Source organism: Dyadobacter sp. HNCC25DJ183 (assembly GCF_056895175.1).
This window is the reverse complement of record NZ_JBXHAP010000007.1, coordinates 220,239-238,621: the sequence shown is the minus strand read 5'-3', so window position 1 is coordinate 238,621 and position 18,383 is coordinate 220,239. Positions and strand designations below refer to the sequence as shown.

Below are 18,383 nucleotides of genomic sequence, written 5' to 3'. Positions count from 1 at the left end.
GCGAATGCAGCCGTGATCTCGTAAATTGATTAGTGACAACATTGCCTACGGCATGAATGCAGATTATAACTCATTAATAAAGCGGATTGCCGACCTGGAAGAGGAACTGGCGAAAGCGCGTGCTTCTAATACGACCTCTTACGTCGAACTACGGGAAGCGGAGGGCGAGGGCTGGAATGAAGCAGAGGCGAGGATTCGGGAGAGTGAAGAGCGGTTCCGGGTCATTGCTGACACTGCGCCCGTTCTCATCTGGCTTTCGGGTATTGATAAGAGCTGCTACTTCTTCAATAAAGGGTGGCTGGATTTTACGGGTAAGACCATCGAGCAGGAATTCGAGAACGGCTGGGTAGCAGGTGTTCATCCCGACGATCTGGAGCGTTGCCTGCACATTTACACGTCGAGCTTTGATGCAAGGCAGGACTTCAACATGGAATACAGGCTCCGCCGGTTCGATGGGACCTATCGGTGGATTGCCGACAGGGGTGTGCCCCGCTATACTTCCGACGGTGTCTTTATCGGCTATGTGGGCGGGTGTATGGATGTGCATGAGCAGAAAAACTTTGCCGAGGAGCTCGAACGCAAAGTGGAGCAAAGAACCGAGCAGCTAAAAAGATCGGAGGAGTTTTTACAATCTATACTTAACACGACCAGCAATAGCATATCATCCTACGAGGCGGTGCGGAATGAACAGCAGCGCATTGTCGACTTCCGGATCGTGTATACCAATTCGGAAGCTTTTTTCAGGAAAGCGGAAGGACAACTGGGAGTTATAGGCGCGAGGTGCAGCGAAGTGTATCCGGACATTTTTGAGAATGGTGTTTTTGAAAAATTAACGAAGTGCCTGGAAAGCGGCATGTCCGATAACTTTCAGGTGAGTCACGTGCGTGGAGGGGAAGTTACCTGGTACGATGCGTCGATCGAAAAGCTGGGTGACGGTGTGACCGTGACAGAGCGCAACATTACTGAACAGCTCCGGTCGGATATGGAGCTGCTGGACCTGAACCGGAAACTGAAAATCCAGAATTCAATTTTCAAGCATTCGGAGGAAAACGCGAATGTGGGCAGCTATGCGTGGAATCTTACTACCAGCGAGCTGGAATGTTCCGACAATCTCTACCGCCTGATCGGTTATGAGCCGCAGGAATTTGCGCCTTCTTTCGAACAATTCATCTCGTTTTTACACCCGAATGACCGCAGCAAAGCTATCCGGGACGGTATACGCGCGTTTGAGACGAAAGTCCTGATCCAAAGTACCTACCGTGTTGTTACACGTACCGGCGATATCAAGCACTTGCGCCTGAGCGGGAATTTTATTCTGGAAGCAGGTAACCAGCTGATGATCGGCGCATTGCAGGATGTTTCAAAAGACATTAAGCTGAATGAGGCGCTGCGGATCAAAAACATCGAATTGCGGCGAAACAATGAGGAGCTTGCATCTTTCAGCTATGTCGCCTCGCACGATCTGCAGGAGCCACTTCGCAAGATCCGTGCATTCAGTGGACGCATTCTGGAAAGAGAAAAGCACCTTTCCGAAAATTCAACCGACTATTTCAACCGGATTATGCTCGCGGCTGCCCGGATGCAAAAGCTGATCGAAGCACTGCTGAGTTACTCGGGGACAAATTCAAACAACATACAGTTTGTGGATACGGATCTCAACGGGATCGTACAAGAGGTAATCACAGATCTGGAAGGGATTATTGACGAGAAAAAGGTTGTATTTGAACTGGGTAAGCTGCCCGTAATTCCCGTAATACCTGTACAATTTTACCAGCTGATGCAAAATCTGGTAAGTAACGGAATCAAATACAGCAGGCAGGGGGAAGTGCCGGTAATCCGCATTCACTGTGAGATCATTGCCAAGGAAGGAGACGAAAGTGAGTTTTATAAGATCAGCGTAGAAGACAACGGGATCGGTTTCGATCAGCAATATGAGAGCCGCATTTTCGATCTGTTCCAGCGGCTGCACGGGAAAAACGAATACGAAGGAACAGGTATTGGCCTGGCAATCTGCAAGAAAATCGTGCAGAACCACGACGGCTATATTACTGCGGAGGGGCGACCAGGACAAGGGGCTACATTTAACGTTTACCTGCCTGTCAGCCGGGACTGATTTTAGTTTTGGTATAAATGAAAAAACCTTCTCAATGCAGACTGAGAAGGTTTTTTCATTTATGTTATTATTAGAAAATAAACTTGGTGCTCAGGAAATTGGATGTATCCTCGTGCACGATCTCGTTGATCAGCTGCTTATTCTGCTCGTTCATTTTGAATGCGACAAGCGACCGGATCGAGAATGCACGGATGGCGTCGGGAACAGATAATGTACCTTCCGCACTGTCCTTGCGACCCGTGAATGGGAAAACATCAGGTCCTCGCTGACATTGTGTATTGATATTTACCCGACTTACCTGGTTCACAAGCGGATCAATCAGCGCAGCCACTTCGTCGGCATCGTTGCTGAAAATACTTACCTGCTGCCCGTGGGTAGACTCGATTAAGAACTCGATTGTCTCTTCAAGATCCTCGAACGGAACTACCGGAACGATTGGACCGAACTGTTCTTCATGGTATAGCTTCATTTCTTTATTCACCGGATAAACCACCGCCGGATAGAAGAACGAGCCTTCCGATTTTCCACCATTTTCATTCACGACAGACGCGCCGTGCGTTAATGCATCGGAAATGCATTCATTGAGGTATTCGATCTTGTTGGTTTCCGGAAGTGGTGTGAGGGAAACACCTTTCTCCCACGGCATTCCAAATTTAAGCGTACCTACGGCGGCGCTCAGTTTTTCCAGGAACTGGTCAGCCACGCTTTTATGTACCCAAATGATCTTTAATGCAGTACAGCGCTGTCCATTGAAGGAAAGTGCACCCAGGATGATCTCCTTAACTGCGAGGTCAAGATCTGCATTGGGAGTAACTATCGCCGCATTCTTTGCGTCCAGTCCTAAAACGGCACGCAGCCTGTTTACTTTCGGGTGCTGCTTTTTCAGCTCATTGGCAACCTTACTCGATCCGATCAGCGTAAGTACATTGATTTTACCGGATTGCATCAGCCCGGGTACGATGGCATTCCCGCGACCGTAAATCACATTAACAACCCCTTTTGGAAAACAATCTCTGAATGCTTCCTGCAAAGGGTAATGTAGTAACGTACCGAATTTCGGGGGTTTGAAGAGAATGGTATTGCCCATGATCAGGGCAGGGATCAATGTGGTAAATGTCTCATTGAGCGGGTAGTTGAACGGCCCCATACAAAGTACAACACCCAGCGGGGAGCGGCGTACCTGCGCGGCAATTCCGTCCACAATATCGAAGCCGGATGAATCCCGGTCGAGGTTTTTCAGTGAGTCAATGGTTGCGTAAATGTATTCAACGGTCCGGTCAAATTCCTTGGCAGAGTCAGCGAACGATTTACCGATCTCCCACATAATGAGCTTGACAATAATGTCTTTCTGCTCGATCATGAGGCCGGTGAATTTCTCGACCCGGTGGATCCTTTCCGCTACGCCCATTGTCGGCCACTCGCCGCGACCGTTGTTATAAGCAGCAACTGCCGCATTCAGCGACTCTTCGGCTTCTGCGGCTGTACAAACCGGGTAACTGCCTATCAGCTTCCTTTCAAGTCCGTTTTCTGTTTTGACACAAACGGGTGAGTAAACTTCGTGAACAGGACCGTCCCAGGGTTTCATGACACCGTCGCTCAGGTATTCGCGCTGGTGGATCAGGGAGGGTAAGCTAAACTCCGACGGGATTTCGCTTTCTTCGACAAAGATGTTCTTCAATGCGGCGTTAAAATCCATTTTCTAACTGGCTAAATGAATGCTTGGTTTATTTAAGTAATGATTTTTGAAGACGGACAGTTCCCGTTAGAAAGACCTGACGACGTATATTACCAAATAACCTTAAACACTGTTTGCAATTAGCGGAGATCAGCTCAAATGCGGCTCGCAGCAGGCACTGCTGCATTCCTTTTGCCCATTTTCAAAAAACGGGTGATCAGGAACCCTGAGGCCAGCGTAAGTCCGGCGATCAGTCCGAGCCACATACCTGGTGCGCCCATACCAAAATGGAATGCAAGCAGGTAACCGACCGGAATACCAATAACCCAGTACGCAATCCCGATCAGGAAAGTGGGCGTTTTTACATCCTTGATGCCCCGTAGAAGTCCGGCACCGATCGCTTGGGTACTGTCCGATATCTGGAAAATAGCGGCAAATAGCAGCAGCAATGCAGCAAGTGAAACAACCTGCGGCTCTTTATTGAATGCGAAAGGGAGTATTTGGCGTAGTGCCACGAACATTGTAGCGCAGAGGATTCCGTAAATCAATGCGGTGATCAGGGTACTCTTGCCGATCACGATGATCTTCTGCCAGTCGGACCTGCCCAGCGCATTGCTGACGCGGATAGAGCCTGCCTGGGCAAGTCCCATGGAGACCATGAATGTAAATGAAGCGCAGCTCAGTGCGATCTGGTGTGCAGCTTGTGATACCGCACCTAATGTACCGATGATGATCCCCGATACTGCAAATGCACCCGCCTCCATACCGATCTGCAGGCTGCTTGGTACGCCGATATGCAGGAGCTCGCCCATGGTGTGGCTTTTCAGCTTCCACTGTTTGCGGCGCACTGCAATGTATTTGGCGAAGGTTTTGTGGCTGAGCACTACGTAACCCAGTGCCAGGAACATGCAGGTACGGGTAATCAGCGTAGCCCAGCCGGCACCCAGCAGTTCAAGCCGCGGAAAGCCCCAGTTGCCGTAAATAAGCAGCCAGTTCAGCAGAATGTTGAGGGGCATACCTGCTAGCGAGAATATCATGGCAGTGCGGGTTGATTCCAGTCCGTCTGCAAATTGTTTTAATGTCATAAAAAGCAACATCGGGATAATGGAAATCCCCATCAGCTGCATGAATGGAATTGCAAGGGTAACTACCTCAGGATCCTGGCCCAGGTGATAAAGCAGGTCTTTGCCAAACACCAGAGTGAATGATATAGCGAGCGCGGTAAGTGTACAAAGCACAAAACCATTGAAAAGGTAATGTGAAACCTGCTGCGCATCCTGCTTTCCATTCGCAAGCGACACCATTTGGGATACCGAGATTGTCATTCCGATCCCGATCACGAAAGGAATGTTCATGGCATTGATCACCAGCGCAGCAGCAGCCAGGTGCTTGTAGCTGATCGCACCTACCATCGCGCTGTCGATCAGGTGGAGCGCCATTTGGGCAAGCTCTCCGATGATGATTGGAAAGGCTAATCTTAACGTTTGTGAGGCTTCGTTTTTCATGGAATCGTGTGGATATGCTAAAAAGGTTGCAAAGGTAGCCAATTAGAGGTCAGCGCAAGAATCTTTCGTCCTATTATGTAGCAGGTTAGAGTAAATCCGGTTTGCAAACCGGTTTCTATTGTTAGCAATTTCAAGGCAGTGAGTATCGATAAAAATATTACAAAAAACAGAATGGGCATGAACAGGGAGTTCGCCGCTGGCGGGGCGCCGGCAGTGGGACAGAGGCAATTTTTGAAGGCATTTGGTTTATTCGCGTGTGTTTGTCTCAGTGCCTTCGGCGTAATGGGGCAGGGTACTGCAAAGCTGAAAGTAACCGGTAAGATCGTAGACGCACAAACGAGTGGTCCGCTGGGATATGCGAGTATCAGGCTCTTTAAAGCCGCAGACAGTTCTTTTGTAAGCGGTGCAATTACCGACGAAACGGGAGGCTTCATTGTCGACATTTCAGCAGGTAACTATTATGCACTTTCAGAATTTATCGGGTACAAGCCGCAGTTTACCTCTAACGTACGTCTTGCCGCCTCCAATTCTCCGCTTGATTTAGGATTAATCAAAGTCAGCCCGTCTGCACGCACATTGGACGAAGTGACGGTGCAGGCAGAGAAAAGCACCATGGAACTGTCTCTTGACAAAAAAATATTTAATGTAGGTAAAGACCTCGCCAATGCGGGTGGGACAGCCGTGGATATACTCACAAATGTACCCTCAGTAGCTGTGGACGTGGAAGGCAATGTAAGTCTGCGCGGAAGTGGTAATGTGCGTATACTCATCGACGGTAAACCTTCGGGCCTGGTGAGCATCAAAGGAGCAAGCGGCTTGCAGCAATTGCAGGGAAGCATGATCGAGCGGGTTGAAATTATCACTAATCCGTCGGCGCGCTATGAAGCCGAGGGAATGGGAGGGGTGATCAATATTGTGCTGAAAAAAGAACGGAAAGAGGGTATCAACGGATCTTTTGACATTATAACGGGGCACCCGACCAACTACGGAGCGGCGGCTAATGTTAATTACAGACGCAAGAACCTTAACTTCTTCATTAATTATACCATGTCGTACCGGAACACGCCGGGTAAAAACTTCGTATACCAGGAGCTTTACCGTGACGATTCCACGTTCATCATGGAGCGGGATATGAAGACCAATCTGAAAGGAATGGCCAACTCTGCACGCGGGGGGATTGATTATTATTTCAATCCCAAAAACATCCTGACCGGCTCCTATACCTGGCGCACAAGCAAGGGTAAACGTTTTTCAACGCTGACTTACCGGGATTACCTGACGAACAAGAACAATCTTACGAGCTACACGATCCGTACCCAGGACGAAACAGAAACAGAGCCCAATTCAGAGTATTCCATTACTTACAAGAAGACATTTAACCGTAAAGGCCAGGAGTTTACAGCAGATGTGCGGTACCTCGACAACTGGGAAAACTCTGACCAGTATTACAATGAGAACGTGTACAATCCGAATGGAAGTCCGTCGGATATAGCGCCGCTATTGCAGCAGGCTGTGAACTATGAAACGGAGAAGCAGCTGCTTTTCCAGGCTGATTATGTGCACCCGTTTGCCAAGGACGGCAAGTTTGAGGCGGGAGGCAGGAGCAGCTCACGCGATATGACAAACGACTACACCGTAACACAGCGTGCAAACGACGGCGGCTGGATCACCTTACCAAATCTGACCAACGATTTCCTATACGAAGAGAACATCAATGCGGTTTACGGGATCGTTGGCAATAAAACTGGTAAGGTATCTTATCAGGCGGGGTTGCGTGCAGAATGGACAGGGGTAACAACCGAGTTGAAGCAGACTGCGGAGGTGAATAAACGAACTTATGCAAATCTGTTCCCGAGCGTGCATGTTACTTATGACCTGGCAAAACAGAATGCATTCCAGCTCAGTTTCAGCCGCAGGGTGCGCCGGCCGCAGTACAACGATCTCAGTCCGTTCGCGACGTACAGCGATAACCGGAATTATTGGAGCGGAAATCCCGACCTTAATCCGGAGTTCACGAATGCATTTGAGCTTGGCCACATCAAGTACCTCGCAAAAGGTTCGCTTACTTCTTCGCTTTACTACCGGCATACGAATGGGAAGATCACGAGTATCCGGCGCGTGCAGGAGGATGGAAGCTCTTATACCCGGCCTGAGAACCTGGGTACCGAGGATGCTTACGGAGCAGAGTTTACGAGCTCTTTCAATCCGGTTCAATGGTGGAAGTTTGATGCAAGCTTCAATTTTTTCAGGGCAATTACCGACGGCGCGAATGTGGATGATACATTCAAAAGTGATACTTACAGCTGGTTTGTACGTGCCATGTCGCGGCTGACATTGTGGAAAACAACCGACGTACAACTTCGCGGTAACTATGAAGCGCCGCAGCAAACCCCGCAAGGCAGAAGAAAAGCGCTCGCCACGCTCGATCTCGCAGCCACCCGGGATATCCTGAAAAACAATGCTACGCTGACGCTCAGTGTGATCGATGTTTTCAATTCCCGCAAGTTCAGGTCGATTACGGAGGGAGCTAATTTTTATACAAGAAACAGCTCGCAGGGCAGGCTGCGACAAATCAATCTTACACTAAACTATCGCTTGCACCAGGCGAAGAAAAAGCCGAAAGAGAGCCTTGAAGGCGATTTTTAGGAATTCTCTTTTTATTTAAAATTTTAATTTTCTTACCTTGTATATGATTTTGAAATCGTGAGCAAGTAAACCATTATTAAGGTTTTACGGAATGTATTGATCAACGTTTTTGTTATCTACCCTAATACTTAATTTTGGACTATGAGCACTAAACCAAATAAATCAATTTTCCTCGCCGACGACGATGCAGACGATTGCATGTTGTTCGAGGATGCGCTAAGGGAGGTAAGTACTTCTGCTGAGCTGGTGACTGCGAATGACGGGGTTGAGCTTATTAATTTAATGGAAACCACGGTACCACCTCCGCCCGACGTGATATTTCTCGATCTCAACATGCCGAGGAAAAACGGGTTTGAATGTCTTGAACAAATCAGAAATACAAAAGAATGGGAGGGTATTCCTGTTGTGATTTTCTCAACTAGCGGACAGGAAGAAATGGTGCGTAAGGTACATCAGCAGGGAGCCAACTTTTTTATCAGGAAACCAGGCTCTTTCCCCAAATTGAAGCAGGCGATCAAGCAGGTGCTGGACATTGACTGGAAGAAGCACAACTGGGCTCCGGCAGCAGAAAATTTTTATTATCAGTATTAATCCTTCCTTTTGTTCACTGTTTACTTTTGTAAAGTACAACTCCCTACGAACAAGTGAACGAACCAGGCGCATCTCCTCAAAATCCGGAGTTTATAACTAAGCAGCCGACAGACAGCGAAAGCAGATTCAGAAGCGTGATGAAGCAGGCTCCCGTGGGAATGGCTATCCTCCGTGGAGAAAGCTTTTTTGTGGAAATGGCCAATGATACCTACCTGAGTATCGTTGATCGTGAGGAAGTGGCTTTTGTAGGAAAACCGCTTTTTGAAGCATTGCCGGAAGTGCGGGACTATGTAGAGCCGATCCTGCTCAACGTCCTTAAAACAGGACAGCCTTTTTACGGTAGCGAGTTCGAAGTTACCCTCCGCAGGTTCGGTGAGCCGCAGCAATGTTACTTCAACTTTGTATATCAACCCCTTTTTGAAGATACGGGAGAAACTTCCGGGATTATCGTCGTGGCAACGGAGGTTACCCAGCAGGTTTTGTCCAAACAGGCGCTGTTAAGAAGCGAAAACCTGTTCAGGAACCTGGTTACGCAATCCCAGTTCGCAAAAGCCATTTTTAAAGGTGAAGATTTTGTGATCAGCATTGCCAATGAAACAATGCTGAAAGATCTCTGGCGACGGGAAGAAAGCGAGGTAGTGGGGCGGAAGCTGCTGGATGTTTTTCCAGAGCTGAGAGACCAGAAGTTTGTCAATATTCTTAACCACGTATACAGTTCAGGTCAAATTTACCGTGAAAACGAAGCGCTGGCTTATGTAGACGGACCTGACGGTTTGAAGACCTTCTATCTCGATTTTCAGTATGCGCCGATGTACGAGCTCGACGGAACGGTGTCGGGCATTATGGTTTCGGTCAATGACGTTACTGAAAAGGTGAAATTCCGTCAGCAGATTGCCGAAGCAGCGGACAGGCTCTCACTTGCGACAGACGGTACCAAGCTTGCAACCTGGGATTTGAACCTGCAAACCTATGAAATCATCTATTCAGGTAGGTTAGCAACGATTTTCGGATATGATGAATCGGCTGTGCTCACTCACGCTGCATTGCGCGACCATATACACCCCGAGGACCGGAAGGCGATCGTTGAAAAGGCATTTGAAGCTGCGCTGGAAACGGGAAGCTATTACTACGAAGCGAGGGTAATCCATCCTGATAAATCCATTCACTGGATCCGGACACAAGGCAAGATATTGTACAAGGACAATCATGTTCCGCACAGAATGCTGGGAACCATGATGGATATAACCGATAGAAAAGAGTCGGAACTTGCATTGAAGGCAAGCGAAGGCAAATTCAGGACGCTTGCAGACTCCATGCCGCAGCTGGTTTGGACTGCCGACTCGGAAGGATACATTAACTATCTTAACAAATCAGTTTACGATTACGCCGGCGCTCGGGACGGTCGCATTTACGGAGATCTTTGGTCCAATATTGTGCATCCCGACGATGTAAATGAAAACCGAAGACTATGGGAGTTGTCTGTTCAGACGGGTAAGGATTTCGTTTTTGAACATCGGCTGAGAAGGGCAGACGGCGAGTACAGGTGGAACCTGAGCCGCGCTATTCCGCAACGGAATCCGGATGGAAGTATCCTGATGTGGGTCGGTACCAGCACTGATATTCACGAAAGTAAGCTGTTCATTGATCAGCTGGAAAGCAAGGTGCAAATGCGTACACGCGAGCTGACAGTGGCGAATAATGAGCTGGTGCGCACCAATATGGAGCTGGCGCAATTTGCCTATGTGGCCAGCCACGATTTGCAGGAACCACTTCGTAAAATACAGACATTCGCGACGCGTATTCTCGAAACCGAGTACAATAACCTCTCGGAACGTGGTCGTGATTATTTCGACAGAATGCAGGCTTCGTCAACACGGATGCAGCAGCTGATCATTGACTTACTTGCGTTTTCGCGAGCCAATGCCGTTGAAAAGCATTTTGAATACACAGATCTGAACCTGATTTTGAAGAATGTAAAGGAGCAGCTTAGTGACCAGATCAATAGCCGCCACGCGCAGATTTTCAGCGATGTGCTACCTTCCTGCGAGGTGATCGTTTACCAGTTTGAGCAGCTTTTTACGAATATTATTGCCAACGCATTGAAGTTCGTGCGGCCGGGGGAAAATCCGGTTGTTAATATAAAATCCGGTACAATAACCGGGAGCATGGTACCGATAGCTGGGGCTGATCCGGCTGTAACTTACAGGTTTATATCTTTCACCGACAATGGGATCGGTTTTGATCAGCAGTTTAAAGAACGCATTTTTCAGGTATTTCAGAGGCTGCACAACAGGAGCGCCTATGAAGGAACGGGAATCGGGCTTGCGATCTGTAAAAAGATTGTTGAAAACCACCAGGGCTTTATCGACGCGGTAGGTACGCCGGGAGAAGGCTCTACCTTCATTATTTATCTGCCCGAATCGAGGAGCAGATAACTCTTACATTTTCAATTCGTTACTTACTTCCGGGCGTTTTTTGGTACGGTAGGTAATTGCTATTCCGGCGAGAATGATCAATCCGCCCAGGATCATTTGCAATGTGATTTGTTCTCCAATGAAAATCCAGGCGAAGAATCCGCTCACTACTGCCTGGCTTAAAAGGCTTAGGGAAACCTTTTTTGCATCCATTTTCTTGACTGCATAATTCAGTGCCAGCCAGCCTACCAACTGGCAAATCAAACCCTGAACAACGAATACACCCCAGACAGTTGTGTCAAATCCCCCGATTGGTTGTTGAAATACAAGGCAAATCAGCAGCAGGTAAATGCTCGATACTGCCATATTGATCGTCATAAAACTCACAATATCCACTTTCCCGAGCACCGCTTTGCTGACCAGTATGTAAGTGGCATATAGCAAGCCGGAGAACATCGCCAGCCAGAAACCTGCATCGAGTTGAAAGCTGGTAAATTGCTCGAACCCGATCAGTACAACAATGCCCGCAAGCGCCACCAATGTACCTGTCCAAAAAGCAGATTTGGGCTTATCAGGCAAAAAGAGGAATGAGCCAAGGCCCACCCATACCGGTGACAGGTTGGCCAGCAATGTTGCCTGGGTTACATTGGAGAGTGTAATTGACAAATTCCAGACAGCAATGTCTGACGCGAAGATCAGACCGCAAAGGATGATCGGGATCCATTGATCCCGATCAGGCCAGCGGAATTTCTTTGTCAAAAAAACATAAGGCAGGATCAGGACGAAGCCGAAGAACATCCGGTAGAATGCCGACGTAATCCCCGAAACCGGAGCCCATTTAACCAGAACAGGAAAAATGCTGATGCTAACTAGCCCAATAATAAGTGCGGTACGGGGATTTAGCATAAATCGGTATTTTCAGGCAAATATAAGCTTCGTTACCTATTTGGCAGCTGCTTACCGCCAGCTTAGTTCGCAGCTGGCTTTGAACGGTCATATTGGATCGGCCAGGCAACATCGTCGCCCAGTTCATGTGCGGCATGCAATGCAAAATACGGGTCGCGAAGCAACTCACGCGCCATTACGATCAGATCGGCTTCTTTGTTTTTTAGAATATCTTCCGCCTGTTGCGCCTCGGTGATCAAACCCACTGCACCAGTGAGAGCTGTTGTTTCTTTTTTGATTTTGGCAGAAAACGGAACCTGGTACGAAGGTCCGACAGGGATTTTTGCATTAGAAGCAAGGCCGCCGGAGGAAACGTCAATTAACGATATCCCTTTATCGGTCAGGATTTGAGCAAGTTTCGTCGACTCTTCTTCGTTCCATCCATTCTCCACCCAGTCAGTGGCCGAAATACGTACAAACACGGGAAGTTCTGCGGGCCAGACGTTTTGAATGGCGTCTACCACTTCCAGTAAAATGCGAATGCGGTTTTCAAAGCTGCCGCCGTAGTTATCCGTCCGCGTGTTGCTGAGCGGGGATAAAAACTGGTGAATGAGGTACCCGTGCGCCGCGTGGATTTCTATAACCTTGAAACCAGCTTGCAATGAACGTTGCGCAGCTGCTGCAAAATCAGCAACTACCTTTTCAATGCCCGCCTGATCAAGTTCCAGCGGCGTGTCTTCGCTGTGGTGGAATGGAATGGGAGAGGGGGCAAGTGTTTTCCAGCCACCCTGATCCAGCGGAACTTGTCCCCGGCCTTTCCAGGCAGGGTAAGTGCTCGCTTTGCGACCTGCGTGGGCCAGCTGTATCCCGGCGACTGCGCCTTGTCCGGCAATGAAATCGGTGATCTGTTTCAGCTTTTCGATGTGTTCGTCTTTCCATATACCCAAATCCTCGGGAGAAATGCGGCCTTCCGGAGAGACTGCCGTTGCCTCGGCTATTAACAGGGCAGCGCCACCAACTGCGCGGCTGCCGAGATGCACGAGGTGCCAGTCATTTGCAAAACCATCTACGGATGAATATTGGCACATGGGCGAAACCACAATGCGGTTTCTTAGTTCTATGCTTTTTAGTTTAAGCGGAGTGAAAAGAAGTGAAGACATGAAATTTTATTGTTTATTGAATGATTTTGACGCGGCCTACTTCGCCGCTTTCCAGGCGCACTTTAATTCCGTGCGTATGTACCGGTGCTTTGGTTAGAATATCCTTGACAATCCCGTGGGTTAATGTGCCGCTTCTCTGGTCTTTTTTCAAGACGATCGCAACCGGGATACCAGGTTTTATATTCTCCCTTTTTGTTCCTGTGAGTGTTTCCATTATGCGTTTGCCGCCTTTATTTTCTGCAAAATCTTTATTTCATCAATCGTGATCGTACTGATCAGCTCAAATAATCCATTGATCGTTTTCAGATCGGACAGCATTTTTCGTGCGGGTGACTGATCCGCCTTCTCAATTCCCAGCTCTTTAATCTCTTTCTTCCGCTTGGCAAGCAGTTCCACAAGTTTTTGATTTTGGGGCAACGATTCACGCGTTATCTCAAAACTGTTGCTTGTCTTACCCTCGATCACATCGGCGGCGGCCTGTAACTGCCTGTCGATCTGGCGCGTCATCAACTCAAATTCTGTTGCGAATTCAGAGTAATTCAGCATTTGCGCGTAGGTCGACAGCGAAGCAATGTAAGAAGTCAGCATGTGGCTCGTCGCGACAAACTGGTGGTATTCTTCCATTTTCAGTTGCTGCCTTTTCGGCTCCGACAGCATTTTCTGGAAATTATCCGACAGGTTCGCCATCGCAATGATCGCGTCTTTTCGGCTAAGTTTCAGATCATTGATGTCCAGCTGCTTACCTGTAAATTTCGCCGCTACCAGATCAAAATACTTCCTGTTTGCATTCAACGCCTCCTTGATATACTGATTGATTTGCGAATGCTCCCAAACCGGGAGTACATAAGAGGAAATCAAATACGCGATCACGGACCCGATTACCGTATCAATAACCCGCTCTTCGAGAACGGTACGAATGTGGTTCGGGTTCAGAAAATTGAAAGACAGGATCACATATAGCGTGATTGAAGTAGAAGCAATGAAATAGTTGATTTTTAAAAAGCTGTAAGCGAGTACCATCGCGATGATCATGATCACGAAATGCGCTGTGTTGTCTTTGATCAGGTACAGCGACAAAAATCCTGTGACGACGCCCAACAAGGTACCTCCGATCCGCTGAATGTTGCGCTTCTTGGTGATACTGAATGCAGGTTTGAGGATCACAACAATGGTCAGCAAAATCCAGTAACCATGACCAAGCTCAAAGAAGAGCGAGGTAATATAACCCAGGAGCAAACCTAACGTAACGCGTACTGCGTGCCGGAAGTGGCTCGATTTTAGCGACAAATTGTCAAGCAAAATCCGGGGATGATACTCCTGTTTTGGAGTAAAATTATCGCCTTCCACATTCAGTTTATAACCTTCACCCACAGCTGCATCGTAAGTGGTAGCACGATGAAGTTTCTTAACGCGCTCGGTTACGTCCTGCAAACTGTTCAGGATCTGGCGGAGCATGATAAAATCCTCCATGTTCTCGTGGTTCATCTGATGTTCGCGCATCCGCTCGAATGCTTTCTGGCATTTGTTAAATGCCTCGTCGAGATCGTGACGTGGAGTGGAGGCAAACCCGCTTTGAACAGCAAGGCCGATCGTCTGTATTTCAGCTGCGAGCCAGGTTATATAGGTACCGAAAAGTCTCAAAACTTTGGTGTGGTCAAATGCGCGGTGTAGATTGACGTAGTTTTGCTGCGAATTCAGAATGCGCTCAAAAAGATCGATACTATCGAGGAACATCAGCATCAGGATCCGGCTCTTGTTCGTGGACTCAGTGACGATCTCGCGCGTTTTGAACAAAATCTCTCTCAAATTCTCATGATTTTCCCGTAACAAAACCTGCTGGTGGATCATCCGGTTAAACAGCTCATCGTAGTCGGGATTGGCGAAATAGTAATCGGCTTTAATGGAAAGCAGTTTTCCAAGTTCAATGAAGTTTTCACCCAAAAGCTGCTGAATGAGCTTATAGGGCAGCAGCTTTTGCAGGATCATGAAAAGCGCGAAGTACCAGACTCCCCCGGCGCAGAAAATAGCCGCAGTCCTGAGTACCATATCTCCGCTCAGGTGGTCATCAATATTGAACACGAACACGAGTAACGAGATCAGTCCAATGCTGTTGACACGGTTTCCATATACACCGACAAGCGAAAAAAACATCCCGAACACGATGATTTCCAGGAAGATGATAAAGGGAAATTCTCTCAAAAAGCCCGTAATGCAAGCCACAAAAAAGCAGCTGAAAATGGCCACCAGCAATGCATTTCTCCTGCGGTGGTAAGGTCCCGGGTTATCTGTTCCCCCGATCAGGAGTGTACCCAGCGGGAAAGCGATCATTTCGCTGAGAATGCCGTAATGTTGAAATATAAGGCTGGGAACGATAGCTCCAAGCGTAAGGCGTACTCCCGTCGACAGGTAATGACTGAAAATGAACTTTTTAAATTCGTCGAGGTAATTCATGAACTGGCCTGCTGTAGCTTTTACAATACTACTATTTTAATCTTACAAGAAACAAAAGGTGTACCATAATTCGGGTTGGTACAAAAAACAAAAGGCTGCCTCCGTTGGAAGCAGCCCTGGTATCGGTAATCCCATGTTTAGTCGTGCGAGCCGATCTTTGAAACCGCCTTGTCGATCACATATAAACCTGTTGCTTCCTCGCCGATCACGTCGAAAAGCTCGATCGCACGACGTGCGTTATCTTCTTCTTCAACCTGCTCGTTCACAAACCACTGCAGGAAATTCTCAGTAGCATAGTCTTCTTCTTTGCGGGTCGCAGTGATAATGCGGTTGATCGATTGCGTTACTGCAATTTCGCTTTGTAATGCAGTTTCAAATACATTTCTGAATGTAGGATACTCTTGCTTTACAGGTCCGATTTCAGGAGAGATCGCGGTTCCTCCAACTGTCATCAGATAGTTGAAGATTTTCAGCATATGTCCTCTTTCCTCGTCAGACTGTTTAAGGAAATACTGCGCGCTGTATTTAAAACCATTGCGGTCACACCAGGAAGCCATCGCCAGATATTTGGCAGAAGCCTCTGCTTCCATTTTAACCTGGTTATTTAATAATATCTCTATTTCCTCTTTAAGGGAAGTCCGTTGTCTCAATAAATCTCTCATGGTACTTGTTGCTTATTTGTTTTTATAAGTACAAATATCATGCGAAAGTTCATCAATCCAAACTGAAATTGATATTTGGAATTGGTCTAAGACAATCGTTATCAGTTATTTAGACTGATTCTGTTTCTAAAAAAAGAAGTTCGTGGAGCAGAGAATTCAGCTCAATTGCAAAGTGGGTACCGTTGACTAATTCCCTCAGTTGGATCAATTCGCAAAGTGTAAGCTTGTGGTAAATGTTCAGCTGAGGAGCCTCAACGAACTCGTAGTCAGATTCGTCCGAGAGGTCGAACAGTTTGCTTCTGATATCAATGCTGTTTATAAAGCGACGGAAAGCCAAGAAATCACGAAGCTTAAAAGAAGCCTGGATTTCGCCGAAATGGAGCTGGATCCGGGAGGTTAAGTCGCATTGTACGCAAAAACCTTTTGCGGTACTAAATAATTCATTGGGGGTATTCACTGACAGCAAGACAATATTGGTTCGTGAAATTGTGCTGCAAAGATAAAGTCAAACATCTTCCCGAGCAACATTATCTGTAAGTAATCTAAATAAATACCCCCAATTTTCCTTATGTTATTTCTCTGAGGTCTTGGCCCAGTTGTCGCGCAATGTAACAGTGCGGTTGAAAACCAGCTTTGACTCAGTACTATCGGCATCTTTCACGAAGTAACCTTTGCGCAGGAACTGGAATGATTCATCTTCCTTCGCTTCCAGCAATGCAGGCTCTGCATATCCGGTAATTACTTCCAGCGATTTGGGATTAATGTAATCTTTGAAATCGCCTTCTTCTGCTGAAACATCCTCCACCGAAAACAGACGGTCATATAACCTGATTTCAGTTTGAACCGCGTGCTCCGCTGAAACCCAGTGCAGGGTACCTTTTACATTGATTCCCGTTGTATCGTGTCCGCTCTTGCTGTTTTCAATGTAGCTGCAATGCACTTCTGTGATCTCGCCAGCTTCATTTTTGACAAAATCATTACATTCTACAATGTAAGCACTTTTCAGTCTGACCATTTTGCCCGGCGCGAGACGGAAGTATTTCTTGCCCGGGTTTTCCATGAAATCCTCCTTTTCAATGTAGATCTCACGGGTAAAAGGAACTTCACGTGATCCGGTTGTAACATCTTCGGGATTATTCTCACTGTGGCACATTTCTGTCACTCCCTCGGGGAAGTTTGTGATAACCACTTTCAACGGATCCAGTACCACCATTCGGCGCAATGCTTTCTTGTTCAGGTCTTCGCGCACGCAGAATTCCAGCAGGCCCACATCGATCATATTCTCGCGACGCGCTACTCCAATCCTGTCACAAAAATCCCGGATACTTTCGGGGGTAAAGCCTCTTCTGCGCAATCCGCTGATCGTAGGCATACGCGGATCGTCCCAGCCGCTTACATGATTCTCGCGCACCAGTTGCAGTAATTTCCGCTTGCTGGTTACTGTATAGTTCAGGTTCCGGCGCGCAAATTCGTATTGGTGCGACGGGTATATATCCAGCTGAGCGATCAGCCAGTCGTAAAGTTCACGGTGAGGAACAAATTCCAGTGTGCAAATAGAATGCGTAACGGTTTCAATGGAATCACTTTGTCCGTGGGCAAAATCGTACATCGGGTAAATGCACCATTTGTCGCCGGTCCGGTGGTGTTTCGCATGTTTGATCCGGTACAAAATCGGGTCGCGCATTAACATATTAATGTGCGCCATATCAATTTTGGCGCGCAGCGTCCGGCTTCCGTCGGGGAATGCGCCACTTTTCATTTGTTCAAAAAGTACAAGATTCTCTTCCACGCTGCGGCTACGGAACACACTGTCCTTACCAGGCTCCGTGGGTGTACCTTTCAGAGCCGCAATTTCCTCGGAAGTAGAATCATCTACATAAGCAAGCCCCTTTTTGATGAGCTTGACGGCATATTCATAAAGTGTATCGAAATAATCGGAAGCATAAAGTTCATGTTCCCATTTGAACCCCATCCATTGAATATCCCGCTTGATGCTCTCAACGTACTCTGTATCTTCTGTTACAGGATTGGTATCGTCAAAACGCAGGTTGGTGTAGCCCGGAAATTTGTTGGTCAAACCGAAATTGAGACAAATGCTGGATGCATGCCCAATGTGCAGGTAACCATTTGGTTCCGGGGGGAAACGGGTGATGATCTGAGTATATTTTCCTGACTGCAAATCCGCCTCAATAATCTCTTCAATGAAATTCAGGTTTTTCTCTTCTTTTTTCTCTTCCGTAATCATATAATAATGAAATTATCCAATTCTCAAAGTTAACCT

At 47.5% G+C, this 18,383-nt stretch carries 12 protein-coding genes; 4 read left to right on the top strand and 8 right to left on the bottom strand.

The annotated features are described in order from the left end of the window. Nucleotides 1-52 precede the first annotated feature (52 nt). Nucleotides 53-2,113, top strand: coding sequence for a PAS domain-containing sensor histidine kinase (locus tag AC1XTG_RS18880; RefSeq protein WP_484843021.1), 2,061 nt, complete (start codon nt 53-55; stop codon nt 2,111-2,113). Between the two features lie 70 nt (nt 2,114-2,183). On the opposite strand, the gene AC1XTG_RS18875 is transcribed toward AC1XTG_RS18880, so the two are convergent. Both AC1XTG_RS18875 and AC1XTG_RS18870 read right to left on the bottom strand, forming a co-directional pair. Next, nucleotides 2,184-3,809 (bottom strand): NADP-dependent glyceraldehyde-3-phosphate dehydrogenase, encoded by a 1,626-nt coding sequence (locus AC1XTG_RS18875; RefSeq protein ID WP_484843020.1) that lies wholly within the window; start codon nt 3,807-3,809, stop codon nt 2,184-2,186. A gap of 134 nt (nt 3,810-3,943) precedes the next feature. Next, a complete protein-coding gene (locus AC1XTG_RS18870) occupies nt 3,944-5,293 on the bottom strand; it encodes an MATE family efflux transporter (RefSeq protein WP_484843019.1) in 1,350 nt (449 codons plus the stop codon). A gap of 282 nt (nt 5,294-5,575) precedes the next feature. Here AC1XTG_RS18870 and AC1XTG_RS18865 point away from each other — a divergent pair, with 282 nt between their 5' ends. From AC1XTG_RS18865 to AC1XTG_RS18855, 3 genes are all read left to right on the top strand, one after another. Next, nucleotides 5,576-7,939, top strand: coding sequence for a TonB-dependent receptor (locus AC1XTG_RS18865; RefSeq protein ID WP_484843137.1), 2,364 nt, complete (start codon nt 5,576-5,578; stop codon nt 7,937-7,939). Between the two features lie 141 nt (nt 7,940-8,080). Next, nucleotides 8,081-8,530: a response regulator gene (locus tag AC1XTG_RS18860; RefSeq protein ID WP_056285118.1), complete on the top strand. Its 450-nt coding sequence runs from the start codon at nt 8,081-8,083 to the stop codon at nt 8,528-8,530. 53 nt (nt 8,531-8,583) lie between these two features. Continuing rightward, on the top strand, nt 8,584-10,965 hold the full coding sequence (locus AC1XTG_RS18855) for a PAS domain-containing sensor histidine kinase (protein WP_484843018.1): 2,382 nt from the start codon (nt 8,584-8,586) through the stop codon (nt 10,963-10,965). 3 nt (nt 10,966-10,968) lie between these two features. Here the strand turns inward: AC1XTG_RS18855 and AC1XTG_RS18850 are convergent, their stop codons facing one another. From AC1XTG_RS18850 to AC1XTG_RS18825, 6 genes are all read right to left on the bottom strand, one after another. Further along, on the bottom strand, nt 10,969-11,850 hold the full coding sequence (locus tag AC1XTG_RS18850; protein WP_484843017.1) for a DMT family transporter: 882 nt from the start codon (nt 11,848-11,850) through the stop codon (nt 10,969-10,971). 62 nt (nt 11,851-11,912) lie between these two features. Next, nucleotides 11,913-12,989, bottom strand: coding sequence for an NADH:flavin oxidoreductase/NADH oxidase (locus AC1XTG_RS18845; protein ID WP_484843016.1), 1,077 nt, complete (start codon nt 12,987-12,989; stop codon nt 11,913-11,915). Nucleotides 12,990-13,002: 13 nt separating this feature from the next. Next, nucleotides 13,003-13,203: a YwbE family protein gene (locus AC1XTG_RS18840; RefSeq protein ID WP_484843015.1), complete on the bottom strand. Its 201-nt coding sequence runs from the start codon at nt 13,201-13,203 to the stop codon at nt 13,003-13,005. Continuing rightward, complete coding sequence (locus AC1XTG_RS18835) at nt 13,203-15,440, bottom strand: FUSC family protein (RefSeq protein ID WP_484843014.1); 2,238 nt, start codon at nt 15,438-15,440, stop codon at nt 13,203-13,205. Before AC1XTG_RS18835 ends, AC1XTG_RS18840 begins: the two co-directional genes overlap by 1 nt. 137 nt (nt 15,441-15,577) lie before the next feature. Then, nucleotides 15,578-16,102 carry a ferritin gene (locus AC1XTG_RS18830; RefSeq protein WP_031526668.1) on the bottom strand — a complete coding sequence of 175 codons (525 nt, stop codon included), beginning with the start codon at nt 16,100-16,102 and terminating at the stop codon, nt 15,578-15,580. Between the two features lie 571 nt (nt 16,103-16,673). Beyond that, nucleotides 16,674-18,347, bottom strand: a complete 1,674-nt coding sequence (locus AC1XTG_RS18825) for a glutamine--tRNA ligase/YqeY domain fusion protein (RefSeq protein WP_484843013.1) — start codon at nt 18,345-18,347, stop codon at nt 16,674-16,676. Between the last annotated feature and the right edge of the window lie 36 nt (nt 18,348-18,383).